Here is a 14,273-nt window from a genome sequence, read left to right as displayed (position 1 = left end):
TCACCGAACCAGGGACACCGCGGTGTCCACCGCGGTCGTCACGTCGTCGTCGGTCGGGTAGAGAAGCGTCCGCCCGACGATCAGTCCACGGACGGCCGGGATGGCCAGGGCGCGTTCCCAACTGGCGAAGGTCTCGGCGGGCGCGGTCTGCGGGTCGCCGCCGAGCAGCAGTGTCGGCAGCGTGGTCGCGTCCATCACGCGCTCCATCTCGTCGACGACGGGCAGCTTCAGCCAGGTGTAGGCCGACGTGGATCCCAGTCCCTGGATGATGTGCATCGACTTGATCACCGCGTCGGCGGACAGGTCGTTGCGCACCTTGCCGTCCACTCGACTCGACAGGAACGGCTCCAGCATGGCGATCGAGCCGCCGGCCGCGAGTTCGTCGACGGCAGCGGCACACGCGGTCATCATGTTCAGGGTCCCCGCATCGGCGACATCGACGCGGCACAGCATCTTCGCGCCGTTCAGGCCGGCCTCGTTCGTCCATTTCGCGGTGGCCGCGGTCATCCGGTCGTCGAGCTCGAACGAGGCGCCCGCCAGCCCGCCACGATTCATCGAGGAGAACACCACCTTGTCCTCCAGAGCACCCAGCAGCAGCAGGTCCTCGAGGATGTCGGAGGTGGCCAGGACACCGTCGACACCCGGGTTGGCCAGCGCGGTCCGCAACCGGTCGAGAAGGTCCGAACGGCTGTTCATCGCGGTGGGACGATCGCCCACCGACAGCGCGCCACGGGCCGGGTGATCGGCTGCGACGATCATGAGGCGACCGTTGCCACGGATGGTCGGGCGCGGTGCCCGGGTGGCCCAGGCGGTCGCGATCGCGGCGGGGTTCTCGGCACGCAGTCGGGTGACGTCGGCGTAGGTGGAGCACAGCGCGGTGGTGGTCACGGGTGTCGCGACGACGGTCTCAGACATTGATCTTCTCCTCGGTGTCGGCAGACGACGGCGTGCGCGCCGCATCGGCCAGGGCTGCGACCTCGTCCGCGGTGGGCATGGCGGTGGAACATTCGAGTCGGCCGGCGACGATCGCACCCGCGGCGTTGGCGTGGCGCAGGATCTTCTCCAACGGCCACCCGGCGAGCAGTCCGTGACACAGGCTGCCGCCGAAGCTGTCGCCGGCGCCGAGTCCGTTGATGACGTCGATGCGGTTGGGGGCGACCTCCACCGATTCGTGACGGGTCTTCCCGAGCACTCCGCGGGGGCCCTGTTTGACGACGGCGAGGTCGAGCCCCATGTCGAGCAGCGCGTCGGCCGCCCGGTGGGGATCGGTCTCGCCGACGGCGATCTCGCACTCCTCCCGGTTGCCCACGGCAACGGTCACCTGCGACAACGCTCGCTGCACCTGTGCGGTGGCAGCCGAGCCGGACTCCCAGAACATCGGTCGGTAGTCGAGGTCGAGAACGGTCAACCGAGTGCGTCCGCGTGCTTCCCACGCCGCGAAATGTGCCGCGCGCGAGGGCTCCTCGGACAAGCCGGTGACGGTGGACCAGTAGAGGTGCGCGGCGGCGACGGCGGCGGTGTCGATCTGCTCCGCGCGCACCTGCATGTCCGGCGCGCTGGGACGGCGATAGAAGTAGAGCGGGAAGTCATCGGGCGGGAAGATCTCACAGAACGTCACCGGGGTGGGAAATTGCTGGTCGGTGCCGATGTAGCGGTTGTCCACCCCGAGACGGGCCAGCTCTGCTCGGACGAAACCGCCGAACGGATCGTCGCCGACCCCGGAGATCAGGGCGCTGCGCCTTCCCAGCCGGGCGGCGGCCACCGTGACGTTGGCGGCGCTCCCGCCCAGGAACTTGCCGAATGTCGAGACCTCGGCCAGTCCGACACCGATCTGGTGCGGGTACACGTCGACGCCACACCGTCCGATGGCCAGGACGTCGAATGGAGCGTCGGCGGCCACCTGGTCTCCGGGAGCGGTCGAGCTGTGGGTCACGGGGATACTCCGAACATCGGTTACGCGAAACAGGACGAGACCGTCAGGTGACTGTCGTGGAGTCACTGTGCGGTAGTTCACACAGGGTTGTCAAGCATTTGTCAGGACATTACGACTTGAAACGCGACGAGTGATACAGTTCACGTTGTGATAACCCAGCTGGCGATCCAGCTCGACAGATCGACTCCGATTCCGCTGTATCACCAGCTCGCGCAGGCAATCGAGAGTGCGATCGTCGGCGGTGAGTTGACGCCGGGCGATCGGCTCGAGAACGAGCTCGACCTCGCCAAGCGGCTCGGTTTGTCACGTCCGACCATCCGGCAGGCCATCCAGGAACTCGTGGACAAGGGCGTCCTGGTCCGCAAACGCGGTGTCGGCACGCAGGTCGTCCAGAACCCGGTACATCGATCGGTGGAGCTGACCAGTCTGTTCGACGACCTCACCGGTGCCGGTCTGCACCCCACCACCCAACTGCTCGAATACCGCGTGCACATCCCTGATCACGATCTACGCGACGAGCTGCAGCTCGAGGTCGGGGTCGAGGCCGTCTCCATCAAGCGGTTACGGCGCTCGAACGGTGAACCCCTCGCGGTGATGATCAATCATCTTCCCGCCGAGATATCCCCGCCTCCTGGAGAACTCGAGGCCGACGGCCTCTATCGGGGTCTGCGCAGCAGGGGAGTGCACATCCGGCTCGCGCGTCAGCGGATCGGTGCGAAGGGTGCCGACCCCGGCGAGGCCGAGATCCTCGGTGTCGACACCGGAGCTGCGCTGCTGACCATGCAGCGCACCGCATTCGACGACTCGGGCAAGGTCGTCGAGATCGGCAGGCACGTCTATCTCGCCGATCACTACTTCTTCGAAACGACTGTTGTCAGCCGCTGATCGGCCGGAGTTCCCCCGCGGTGTCGCGCTCCTCGTCGCCGCGACGCTGTTCATGGAGATCCTCGACGGCACCGTCCTCGTCACCGCACTCCCCGCGATCGCCCGCGATCTCGCGGTGTCCACGTTCGACGTGGGAATCGCGATCTCCGCCTATCTGATCACCGTCGCGGTGGTGATCCCGGTCAGCGGCTGGGTGGTGGACCGGTTCACGGCGAGACCGGTGTATCTCTGCGCGATAGCACTTTTCGCTGCGTCCTCGATCGGCTGCGCGCTGAGTGTGTCGCTGCCGATGTTGGTGGGCATGCGTGTCCTGCAGGGCGTCGGTGGAGCCCTGATGGTCCCGGTCGGCCGGCTGGTGGTGTTGCGTGCGGTCGGCAAGCCGGGGCTGGTACGCGCCATCGCGTGGCTCACCTGGCCCGCGCTCGTCGCGCCGGTGGTGGCGCCGCTGCTCGGTGGTCTCATCACGTCGCAGGCGGGCTGGCGATGGATCTTCGCGATCAACGTCCCGATCGGCGTGATCGGTCTGCTGGTCGGCATCCGGCTCATGCCCCGCTCCGTTCGGCCGACCACCCCGCGCCCGCTCGATGTGGTCGGTGCCGCGCTGGTGGTGGTGTCCGTGACGGCCGGGATGGTCGCGCTGGACGCGGTACGGGTCGGCAGCGTCTCCTGGACTGTCCTGGCCCCGTCGGCGCTGACCTGTGCGGTGGGCGTGGTGGCCGCATGGCGGCACCTGAGCGCCTCGTCGGCCCCGCTCCTCGGTCTCGGGGTCCTGCGTGTCCCGACGTTCACCTCCGTCCTGACGTTCGGGTCCTGCTATCGAGCGGTGATCTCCGCCGTGCCGTTCCTGCTGCCGCTGATGTTCCAGTTGCGATTCGGGTGGTCCCCCACCGAGGCCGGCGCCGCCGTGACGGCGCTGTTCGCCGGCAATGTGCTGGTCAAGCCGGTGACCACTCCGCTGATGCGGGTGATGGGTATCCGACGACTGCTGCTGTGCACCATCGGCGCATCGGTCGCGGTGCTCGGCGTGGTCGCGGCGGTCGGCCCTGACACGCCCTGGTGGATGACCGCCGCGGTGCTCGTCGTGAGCGGTGCACTGCGATCGATCGGTTTCACCGCCTACAACACCTTGGCGTTCGCCGATGTGAACGACTCGGATCTGGTCGACGCCAACACCCTGCACGCCTCCGCGCAGGAGTTGTTCGCGGGCGTCGGTGTCGGGATCGCGGTGGTCGCGCTGTCGGTCGGCTCGGGCATCGAGCACCTGCTGCCGTTCCCAGCCGGCGAATTCGGCGCGGCCTATGTCCTGCTCGCGGCGCTGCTGGCCGTGTGCGGCGTCGGAGCCGCGCGGCTACCGCAGGCGGCGGCCGCGCATGTCACTGCCCGGTGTTGACGTCGGACAAACCCTTGCATCGAATCCCTAATTTGTGCGTATGTCATGACAAAGTATTGACAACAATGCTGTGTTGGGTATTACATCATCTCCACGAGAGTGATCTAGCTCTCAATCAGGGGATCCGGAAGGACACACGTATGAAAACCACAGCTCACCGGGCGACGACGCCCGTGATGTGGAAGAGAACGGTCGTGGGGACAGCTGCAGTGGCGGCCGTCGTTCTGACGCTGGCAGGGTGCTCGAGCACCGGCGGCAAGAAGGCCACGCAGACCGACGCCACCGCCAAGAGCTACACCATCGCGATGGTCACCCACGGTCCGCCCGGAGACACCTTCTGGGATCTCATCCGGAAGGGTGCGCAGGCTGCTGCCGACAAGGACAACGTCAAGCTGCAGTACTCGTCGCAGAACTCCGGTCCGGCCCAGGCGACGCTCGTGCAGTCCGCCATCGACTCGAAGGTCGACGGACTCGCGGTCACGATGTCCTTTGCCGACGCGATGACCCCGGCCATCACGCAGGCCGTCAAGGCCGGCATCCCGACCACCGTGTTCAACGCGGGAATCAACAACTGGAAGGCCACGGGTGCGTTGAGCTACTTCGGCCAGGACGAGAAGGTGTCGGGCGTCGCGGCCGGCAAGCGACTCGCCTCCGAGGGCGCGAAGAATGTCATCTGCGTTGTCCAGGAGCAGGGTTCGGTCGCCCTGGAGGATCGCTGTGCAGGCGTCAAGGAGGGGCTGACCACAGGTTCGGTCGAGAACCTGAACGTCACCGGCACCGATCTGCCGTCGGTGGAGTCGTCGATCACGGCCAAGCTGCAGCAGGATCCCTCGGTCGACGCGATCATCACCCTCGGTGCGCCCATCGCGCTCACCGCGGTGAAGTCGCTGTCTGCGGCCAACTCGAAGGCGAAGGTCGCCACGTTCGACACCAACTCCGAGTTGGTCGGAGCGATCCAGAACGGGTCGGTCGAGTGGGCCGTCGATCAGCAGCCGTATCTGCAGGGCTACCTCGCGGTGGATGCGCTGTGGCTCGATCTGTCCAACAAGAACGTGATCGGTGGTGGGCAGTCGACGCTCACCGGTCCGTCCTTCATCGACAAGTCCAACATCGCCGCCGTCGCCGAGTACGCAAAGCGCGGCACACGCTGATACATCCGATGCCCGGGAGCGGCTTTTCCTCCCGGGCATCGGATTCCAGTCGTCGAACACCGACGCACACGCTGGCCCGAAGAACAAAGAGAGAACAGTCATGAGTACATCGATCACCAAGGGAACCGGTCCGATCGTGACCGACGAACGGGTGCGCAAGCAGAAGGTCTGGCAGCGAACCCTGGTACGACCGGAGGTGGGTGCGCTGATCGGCGCCGTCGTCATCTTCGTCTTCTTCTGCATTGTCGCGCCGCCGTTCCGGACCCCGGAGGCGTTCGCCACCACCCTCTACGCCTCCTCGACCATCGGGATCATGGCGTGCGCGGTCTCGCTGCTGATGATCGGCGGCGAGTTCGATCTCTCGACCGGCGTCGCGGTGACGTTCAGTTCGATCGCCGCGTCCCTGCTCGCGTTCCAACTGAACCTGAACGTGTGGGTCGCATGCGTGCTGTCGCTGGCTCTCGCGCTGGCCGTCGGATTCCTCAACGGCTACCTCGTCATGAAGACCAAGATCCCGTCGTTCCTCATCACGTTGTCGACGTTCTTGATGATCACCGGCATCAACCTCGCGGTGACCAAGTTGATCACCGGTCAGGTCGCCACCCCGGACATCTCCGACATCCAGGGATTCACCTCCGCCCAGAAGGTCTTCGCGTCGACGTACGAGATCGGCGGCGTATCGGTCCGCATCACCATCTTCTGGTGGCTGCTGTTCACCGCGATCGCCAGCTTCGTGTTGATGAAGACCCGCATCGGTAACTGGATCTTCGCCGTCGGTGGCAACCAGGACTCGGCTCGCGCGGTCGGTGTCCCGGTCACCAAGGTCAAGATCGGGCTGTTCATGTACGTCGGCTTCTCGGCGTGGTTCCTCGGCATGCACCTGCTCTTCGCGTTCAACACGGTGCAGTCCGGACAGGGCGTCGGCAACGAGTTCCTCTACATCATCGCCGCGGTCATCGGTGGCACCCTGCTCACCGGTGGTTACGGCACCGCGATCGGCGCGGCCGTCGGTGCGTTCATCTTCGGCATGACCAACCAGGGCATCGTCTACGCCGGCTGGAACCCCGACTGGTTCAAGTTCTTCCTCGGCGCCATGCTCCTGTTCGCGGTGGTCGCCAACAACAGCTTCCGCAGCTTCGCCGCCAAGCGATGAGCGCCGAACCGATTTCTACAGACAGGTCACACGACATGAGTACAGCTATCGAAGCTCCGGTGGAGAGCCCCAAGCCGGGCGGCAACGTACCGCTCATCGAGCTCAAGGGCGTCGGCAAGAGCTATGGAAACATCATCGCGCTCAAGGACATCAACCTCCGCGTGGGTGCGGGCGAGGTCTGCGGCGTGCTCGGCGACAACGGCGCGGGCAAGTCCACGTTGATCAAGATCATGGCCGGCCTGCACCAGCAGTCGGAGGGCCAGTTGCTCGTCGACGGCGAGGAATGCACCTTCGGATCGCCGAAGGACGCGCTCGCCAAGGGCATCGCGACCGTCTACCAGGATCTGGCCGTCGTCGGTCTGATGCCGGTGTGGCGCAACTTCTTCCTCGGCCAGGAGCTGCGCAAGGGACCGTTGCGTGCCCTGGACACCAAGTCGATGCGCGCCACCACCAAAGAGGAACTGTTCAAGATGGGCATCGACCTGCCCGACGTGGATGCGCCGATCAGCTCGCTGTCGGGCGGTCAGCGGCAGTGTGTCGCGATCGCGCGGGCGATCTTCTTCGGTGCCCGCGTGCTCATCCTCGACGAGCCCACGGCCGCACTGGGTGTGAAGCAGTCCGGCATGGTGCTGCGCTACATCTCCGCGGCCAAGGCGCAGGGTTTCGGCGTCGTGTTCATCACACACAACCCGCATCACGCGCACCTCGTGGGAGATCACTTCGTACTGCTCAATCGCGGACGCCAGAAGCTCGACTGCACCTACGACGAGATCAGTCTCGACGAGCTGACGCAGCAGATGGCAGGCGGTGACGAGCTCGAGACCCTGAACCACGAGCTCCGTCGCGGCAAATAGTCCTGCTCTTCGCCGGAACGGGTGGGGTCCGCGTGGCCCCACCCGTTCTCGGCTCGGGAATTGACACGTGTAAGTAGTTCTCGATCCCGGCACCCACACCCGAAGTCCGACATCACAACATCCCCGGAAGGAAACCAGCACAATGAAACTCGGCGTCTACACGGCATGCCTGCACGACAAGACCCTCGACGAGGCGCTCGCGACCATCGCGGAGCTGGGACTGACCAGCATCGAGGTCAACTCCGGCGGCTTCATCGACGCCCCGCACATTCACGTCGACTCGCTGCTGCAGAACGCGACAGCACGCCGCGAGTACCTCGCTCGAATCGCCGACGCCGGCCTCGAGTTGACGGCGCTGAACGTCAACGGCAACCCGCTGCACCCCGATGTGGCGGTCAGCAGCAAGCACTCGCGCGACCTGCACCGCACGATCGAGCTCGCAGGACTGCTCGGCGTCCGAGACGTCATCACGATGTCCGGGCAGCCGGGCGCCGATCGCGGGTCTGCGCTGCCGGCATGGGTGGTGGAGCCGTGGAATTCCGCGTCCACCGAGATGCTCGCCTACCAATGGGATGAGGTGACGGTCCCGTACTGGACCGACATCGAGCAGCGCGCCGCCAACGCGGGCGTCCGCGTTGCCCTCGAGCTGCACCCCCACAACGTCGTGTTCAACCCGGCGACTCTGGTCCGCCTCATCGAGCGCACCGGCGGCACACACATCGGCGCGGAGATGGACCCCAGTCATCTGTTCTGGCAGGGCATGGAGCCCATCGCCGGTATCGAGTACCTGGGTGACCGCGTTTTCGTCGCTGCTGCGAAAGACGTTCGCATCAACGAGGAGAACTGCCGCCTCAACGGCATGCTCGACGACCGGTTCGTCACACCCGGCCCCGGTGAGTTCGCCCTCAACATCGGTGGCCGATTCGTGGCCAACAACTTCCCGGCGGAGGCGCCGTGGAACTTCGTGACCGTGGGCCGTGGGCACGACACCACCTACTGGGCGGACTTCCTCGCCGCATTGCAGAAGGTGGATCCGGACATCGCCATCAACCTGGAACACGAGGATGTGGAGATGGGGCAGTTCGAGGGGTTGCAGATGGGGGCCGAGACCATGCTGTCGGCCGAGAAGATCGCGACCGGGGACACCGCGACCGTCGGCGCGGCCAACGCGGGCTGACATGTCCTCACGGGTGACGATGGCCGACGTCGCGCGAGCGGCCGGGGTGTCCCGGCCGCTCGTGTCGGTGGTCCTCTCCGGCGGAGCGGGCGCCGGCGCGGATACGCGGGATCGGATCCTCGCGACCGCGAAAGCCCTCGGATATCGCCCCGACGCGGCCGCGAGTATGTTGCGCAGCAGGCGGTCCCGCCAGGTCGGGGTCGTGTTCAACCCGCGCAGTTCCTTCGAGGCAGATCTCATCGAGGAGTTGTACACCGCGGCCGCGGGGGCGGATTACCGGATCGCGCTCGGTGCGATCACCGCAGGCAGGAGTCGGCAGATCGTCGCCGAGGAGCTCATCGCACTGCGCTGTGAGGCCGTCGTCGTCGTGGGCGCCGAGATGGACGACCGTCTCGATGGTCTCGGTGTGCCTGTCGTCGTCATCGGGGAGCGCTTTCCCTCCGGCACCGCGACGACCGTCGGTACCGACGAGTGGCACGGCGCCCATGTCGCGGTGCAACATCTCATCACCCTCGGTCACCGCGCGATCATCCATGTCGATGGCGGTACGCATCCCGGTGCGGCCGAGCGCGCACGGGGATACGCAGACACGATGGCGGCCGCAGGACTTCGCGACATCTCCCGCCGGATCCCCGGTGACTACACCGAGACCGGTGGCGCGGAAGCAGCTCGGGCACTGCTCGATTCGGAAACCCTGCCGACGGCGGTCTTCCTCGCGAACGATCAGATGGCGATCGGTTTCCTCGATGTCATGCGACGCAGCGGAGTTCGGGTGCCGGAGACGATGTCGGTGATCGGGTACGACGACAGCCGCTTCTCGTCGTTGGCGCACGTCGACCTCAGTACCGTTCGGCAGGACATCGCCGGGTTGGCGGGTGCGGCGTTCGAGTGTGTGGCCGACCATCTGGAGACCGCAGACCCGCACCCCGTGCAGTCGACGGAATTCGGCTTCTTCGGCGCACGGGTGCTCGAACCGGAGCTCGTGGTGCGCGGGACCACCGCGGTGGTCAGCCGGGAACGTTGTAGGGGGTGATGATGTCGATCGTGGACCGCTCCACTCGCACAGGCCCCGGCAGCGCCCCGTGGAATGCCATGATCGCCCGCACCGAGTTGCGCATGTCGGTGCGCAGATCGTGATGTAGCACCGCGGTGAGGTCGCCGGAGCGCAGCAGTGCCAGATTCTCCTCGCCGAGGTCGTGACCGATGAAGACCTCGCACTCGCGACGCGCCTCGGCGAATGCCCGGACGATGCCTGCGTTGCCGCCGCCGATCGAATAGGCAGCGCGCAGTTCCGGATTGGCGCGCAGAGCGCGATGCACGATGTGGTGGCTGGCCTCGTCGAACCCGCCGGTGTTGGAGAGTTCGACGATCCGTCGGTCGATGTCGCACTGACGAGTCGTGGCCCGGAAACCCATCTCCCGCTCCTCCTCGTTGCGGAAGAAGTCGCGGCTGGTGAGTACGAGGATCTGCGCCGAGCTGCCGCGGAGCAGGCGGTGCATCAGGTACGCCGCGGTCGCGCCCGCCGACCGATCGTCCATACCCACGTAGGCGATTCGTGTGCTGACGGGTACGTCGGTGACGATCGTGATGACCGGGATGCGAGCTGCGGAGAGTCGGTCGATCGCCTCGGCGACCTCGGGGACATCAGGTGCCTTCAGCAGTACACCGCTGCTGCCCTTTCGCGATATCGAGTCGAGTTGGGCGACCATCTCGTCGATTGTCCAGCGGTCGTGTAGGTGGAACCGTGCGCGGACCGCGGCCGGTCGGAGATCGGGCAGCTCGCGTTCGAGGGCACGTCGCACCATGGTCGAGAAGCGTCGCGGTGTGTCCATGACGACATCGACCATGAAGTTTCGCCCGGACAGACGAAGTTGCGACCTCTGCCGGTCGAGGTCTGTGACGGCCTGTTCCACCTGGTGCACGGTGCCTGCGCGGACCCCGGGGCGTTTGTGGAGGACGCGGTCGACCGTCGCCTCGCTGACACCGGCCTGCCGCGCGATCTCACGGATCGGATACGGGTGCGGCATGCGTGCTCCTGATGGTTTCTTGATGGTTTTTCGGGGTTGCTGGCACTCAAGCACAACGCCATGCTGATCACAAGGACAACCGCTCACGCAGATCCAGGAGCCCCGATGACCACCACTGCCCATGCCGGCCACAGCCCCGCCCGCGCCGATCGATTCGGTGAGAACGATTGCGATCTTTCGCGATTCGCTCACCTGGTCGGTCGGACAACGGAGCTCGACGACTATCCGTATGCGGCGGAGGTCCGCAGTCAGGTGCTGTTCTACGACGCGGCGCGCCTCGAGGGGATCGTCGTCGACCCACGTGAGCGCGCTGCGGTCCAGGACGAACTCGCTCGAGCTCTCCTGACGGGGCCGGGCATCGTCGTCATAGCCGGTGCGTTCGACGACCGACACGCGCTCGACGAGACCTCGCGGGTGTACCGCGAGGTGATCGATCTGCAGCGGAATTCGGGAACCGCGCATGGTGATCACTTCGCACGACCCGGCGCCAACGACAGGATCTGGAACGCGCTCGGACGATTGGCGGGAGTCGATCCGGAATTGTTCGTCCGCTATTACTCCAACGACATGCTCGCTCTGGTCTCCGAGGCCTGGCTCGGACCGATGTACCAGGTGACGTCGGCGATCAATGTCGTCAACCCGGGCGGCGCAGCCCAGAGTTCGCACCGCGACTACCACCTGGGCTTCATGGCCACCGAGACCGCCGTGCGCTTTCGCGCCCACATCCACCGACTGACGGCTGCGCTCACCCTGCAGGGCGCTGTGGCGCACGTGGACATGCCGGTGGAATCGGGGCCGACCATGTATCTCCCGTACTCGCACCAGTTCGAGGCGGGCTATCTCGCGGTCGAGCGTCCGGAGTTCCGGGAGTTCTTCGCGGAGAACCGCGTGCAACTGGCCCTCGCGGCCGGTGACGCCGTTTTCTTCAACCCTGCGCTGCACCACGCCGCGGGCCACAACACGACCGGGGGCGACGCCTCGGTCGGCATCCACCGGATGGCGAACCTGCTCCAGGTGTCCTCGGCGTTCGGGCGTGCCATGGAGTCGATCGACCGGGAGAGGTTGTGCGGCGACATCTATCCGGCTCTGCAACGCTTCGCCGGGACCGGATCGCGCCAGTCCGTGCGCAACGTGATCGCCGCGGCCGCCGAGGGATACGCCTTCCCCAGCAATCTCGATCTCGACATCCCGACCGCGGGTCTGGCCGGGGAGACGCCCGCCGAACTCATGACCCGAGCCCTCGACACCGGTATGGACGACGCCTGGTTCGTCGACGAGTTGAGTGCGCTCGGACGCCGCCACCTCCCGTAGCGGAGGTCAGCTCGGCGCGGCCGTGGTGCCGCGGACGACGAGCCGTGGCGCGAACACCGTGACCGCGGGCCGCGCCGGTCCGTCGTCGAGTCGGGCGACCACGGCGTCGATGGCGGAGTGGGCCTGGTCGGACGCCGCCTGGCCCACCGAGGTCAGATCGATGTGCGCCCAGCGGGCGATCGTCGAGTCGTCGTATCCGACGACCGAGACGCGTTCGGGCACCGGCACGCCCGCGCGCCAGAGCGTCTCGAGGAATCCGATGGCGATGCGGTCGTTGCCTGCGAGGACGGCGGTGATCTCCGGCGTCCTCGCGAGCAGGGTCTCGCCGATGTGGGCGCCGCTGACCTCGGTGAAATCGCCGTCGTACACCACCATCTTCTCGCCCAGCCCGTGGCGACGCATCGCGCGCTCGTAACCGCGTCTGCGGTCGGCGGCGATCTGGCCGCCGCCGCTCAGGTGGGCGATGTGGCGGTGGCCGAGGTCGACGAGATGGTCGATCGCCACCCGGACGCCGCGGTTGTCGTCGACACGGACGACGTCGACGCCCGGTACCGTCACCCGCCGGCCGACGACCACGGTCGGCACGTCGGCCGCGAGGTCGGCAAGTCGTTCGGCCGGTAGTTCGGAGCCCAACAAAACCATTGCTTCGCAACGAAAGTCGATCAGTGTGTCGACGACTCGATCCTCGGGATGGGTCGGGGTGACGGGCCCCAGTACGACCTCGTATCCGACCGCGTCGGCGCGGGCGATGAGATGTTCGACCATCTCGGCGTGGAATGCGTTGCGGACGTCCGCCACCACGCCGATCATGTGCGATCGTCGAGCCGACAGCAGCGCAGCGGCGCGGTCGGGCCGGTACTTGAGCTCGGCGGCGGCGGCGAGCACCTTGGTACGAGTCTGATCAGACGGGCCGGGCGCATGCCGCAGCACCAGCGACACCAGCGCCTTGGAGACGCCGACCCGATCGGCGATGTCCTGCATCGTGACCGCTTTTCGGCCGGACGCGCTTCCACTCGACATCCGCTCATCATGACAGACCTCGGCCGGCGACCGGTTGGCTGTTGACAGGGAAGTGTGATCTGCCGCATAGTTTGTTGAACCGGTTTAATTGACCGGTCCAAGGGATTGGCCGACCGACCGTCTCTGTACCGAACAGACACCCTGAGGACTCACATCGTGACCGACAAGACACTTGGCGTCGCCGTCATCGGCGGCGGCATGGCGGGACGCGCGCACGCAGCCGGATACCGCACCGCCACAACTCTCTTCGGTCTCGACCGACCGAACATCGACCTGGTCGCGATCGCCGACATGAACGAGGCCGTGGCGCGTGACACCGCCACCCGGTACGGCTACCGCCGAGCCGAGTTCAGTTGGCAGGCGATCGCCGAAGCCGACGACATCCACGTGGTCAGCGTCGTGGTGGCCAACCACCTGCACCGCGAGATCGTCGAGGGCCTCCTCGCGGCCGGCAAGCATGTGCTGTGCGAGAAGCCGCTGGCCGGATCTCTCGCCGACGGCGAGGCGATGGTGGCCGCCGCCGAGGCAGCGTCGACCCAGACCGCGGTGGGATACACCTACCGGCGAACCCCCGCGGTGGCGGCGATCAAGGCGCAGCTCGACGCCGGCTCCCTCGGCGACCTGATCCACTTCAACGGGCACTACTGGTGCGACTACGCACTCGACCCGACCGGACCCATCACCTGGCGGTACCGGGGCGGACAGGGCACGGGGGCGCTCGCCGACGTCGGCAGCCACCTGCTCGATCTCGCCGAGTTCGTCTGTGGTCCGCTGGTCGAGGTCAGTGGCGCCACCTTCGCGACCGTCGTCACCGAACGTCCCGTGCCCGCGGGTGTCACCTACGGCCACACCAAGTCGGCCACGACGGGTGAGATGGCGCCGGTGGAGAACGAGGACATCGCCACGTTCACCGGCACGTTCGCCAACGGCGCGGCCGGCACGTTCTCCGCGTCGCGCGTCGCACATCGTCTCCCCGACGGTCTGGGCTTCGAGCTGTTCGCCAGTGCGGGCTCGGCCGCGTTCGATCTGCACCGGCTGGGCGAATTCCACATCTCCACCGACGATCTCGCCTCACCGGTCAACGGACCGCGTCGCGTGACCATCGGACCCGAGCACCCGTACATCGCGGGCGGCCTCCCGATGGACGCAGGCGGCGTGGGACTCGGCGTTGCCGATCTCTTCGCCTACCAGGCACGCGCATTCATCGACCAGATCGCGGGCACCGGAGATCCCCTGCCGCCGTTCGCCGATGGACTGCGTGGCCTCCAGATCGTCGAGGCGGTCTCCGAGTCGGCACGTAACGGCGGGGCGGCGACCAAGGTCGTCTGACCCCTCGCTGCAGAGCAACGCGGCCGCGTCCCCGGGAGGGACG

Annotated in this window: 13 protein-coding genes; 9 read left to right on the top strand and 4 right to left on the bottom strand. The window is 66.6% G+C overall.

Translation table 11 applies throughout. The features are described 5' to 3' along the window. Entirely contained in the window at nucleotides 1-915 is a 915-nt protein-coding gene (locus LX13_RS16880) for a Cgl0159 family (beta/alpha)8-fold protein (RefSeq protein ID WP_253662445.1), read from the bottom strand. Continuing rightward, nucleotides 908-1,933 carry a 5-dehydro-2-deoxygluconokinase gene (gene iolC, locus LX13_RS16875; RefSeq protein ID WP_372499926.1) on the bottom strand — a complete coding sequence of 342 codons (1,026 nt, stop codon included), beginning with the start codon at nucleotides 1,931-1,933 and terminating at the stop codon, nucleotides 908-910. Before iolC ends, LX13_RS16880 begins: the two co-directional genes overlap by 8 nt. 147 nt (nucleotides 1,934-2,080) lie before the next feature. Between iolC and LX13_RS16870 the strand changes: the two genes are divergently transcribed. From LX13_RS16870 to LX13_RS16840, 7 genes are all read left to right on the top strand, one after another. Next, nucleotides 2,081-2,818: a GntR family transcriptional regulator gene (locus LX13_RS16870; RefSeq protein ID WP_253662444.1), complete on the top strand. Its 738-nt coding sequence runs from the start codon at nucleotides 2,081-2,083 to the stop codon at nucleotides 2,816-2,818. After that, nucleotides 2,805-4,208: an MFS transporter gene (locus tag LX13_RS16865; protein ID WP_253662443.1), complete on the top strand. Its 1,404-nt coding sequence runs from the start codon at nucleotides 2,805-2,807 to the stop codon at nucleotides 4,206-4,208. Before LX13_RS16870 ends, LX13_RS16865 begins: the two co-directional genes overlap by 14 nt. Nucleotides 4,209-4,384: 176 nt before the next feature. Further along, nucleotides 4,385-5,359, top strand: a complete 975-nt coding sequence (locus tag LX13_RS16860; protein ID WP_372499952.1) for a substrate-binding domain-containing protein — start codon at nucleotides 4,385-4,387, stop codon at nucleotides 5,357-5,359. Between the two features lie 100 nt (nucleotides 5,360-5,459). Beyond that, a complete protein-coding gene (locus tag LX13_RS16855) occupies nucleotides 5,460-6,512 on the top strand; it encodes an ABC transporter permease (RefSeq protein WP_253662441.1) in 1,053 nt (350 codons plus the stop codon). A gap of 35 nt (nucleotides 6,513-6,547) precedes the next feature. Beyond that, nucleotides 6,548-7,366 carry an ATP-binding cassette domain-containing protein gene (locus LX13_RS16850; protein WP_253662440.1) on the top strand — a complete coding sequence of 273 codons (819 nt, stop codon included), beginning with the start codon at nucleotides 6,548-6,550 and terminating at the stop codon, nucleotides 7,364-7,366. Between the two features lie 142 nt (nucleotides 7,367-7,508). Continuing rightward, on the top strand, nucleotides 7,509-8,543 hold the full coding sequence (locus tag LX13_RS16845) for a sugar phosphate isomerase/epimerase family protein (RefSeq protein ID WP_253662439.1): 1,035 nt from the start codon (nucleotides 7,509-7,511) through the stop codon (nucleotides 8,541-8,543). A 1-nt stretch (nucleotide 8,544) separates the two neighbouring features. Next, entirely contained in the window at nucleotides 8,545-9,576 is a 1,032-nt protein-coding gene (locus LX13_RS16840; RefSeq protein WP_253662438.1) for a LacI family DNA-binding transcriptional regulator, read from the top strand. Here LX13_RS16840 and LX13_RS16835 read toward each other — a convergent pair. Next, entirely contained in the window at nucleotides 9,551-10,570 is a 1,020-nt protein-coding gene (locus LX13_RS16835) for a LacI family DNA-binding transcriptional regulator (protein WP_253662437.1), read from the bottom strand. The two genes, LX13_RS16840 and LX13_RS16835, sit on opposite strands and share 26 nt — an antisense overlap. Before the next feature lie 105 nt (nucleotides 10,571-10,675). On the opposite strand from LX13_RS16835, the gene LX13_RS16830 reads away from it, so the two are divergent. Beyond that, on the top strand, nucleotides 10,676-11,881 hold the full coding sequence (locus LX13_RS16830) for a phytanoyl-CoA dioxygenase family protein (protein ID WP_253662436.1): 1,206 nt from the start codon (nucleotides 10,676-10,678) through the stop codon (nucleotides 11,879-11,881). 6 nt (nucleotides 11,882-11,887) lie between these two features. Here LX13_RS16830 and LX13_RS16825 read toward each other — a convergent pair whose 3' ends face one another. Further along, complete coding sequence (locus tag LX13_RS16825) at nucleotides 11,888-12,901, bottom strand: LacI family DNA-binding transcriptional regulator (protein ID WP_253662435.1); 1,014 nt, start codon at nucleotides 12,899-12,901, stop codon at nucleotides 11,888-11,890. 156 nt (nucleotides 12,902-13,057) lie between these two features. Here LX13_RS16825 and LX13_RS16820 point away from each other — a divergent pair, with 156 nt between their 5' ends. Continuing rightward, on the top strand, nucleotides 13,058-14,230 hold the full coding sequence (locus LX13_RS16820) for a Gfo/Idh/MocA family protein (RefSeq protein ID WP_253662434.1): 1,173 nt from the start codon (nucleotides 13,058-13,060) through the stop codon (nucleotides 14,228-14,230). Nucleotides 14,231-14,273 lie beyond the last annotated feature (43 nt).

This window comes from Williamsia maris (genome assembly GCF_024171815.1).
GTDB lineage: Bacteria > Actinomycetota > Actinomycetes > Mycobacteriales > Mycobacteriaceae > Williamsia_A > Williamsia_A maris.
Note: the sequence above shows the minus strand (reverse complement) of the source record. Positions and strands in the feature narration are given on the sequence as shown.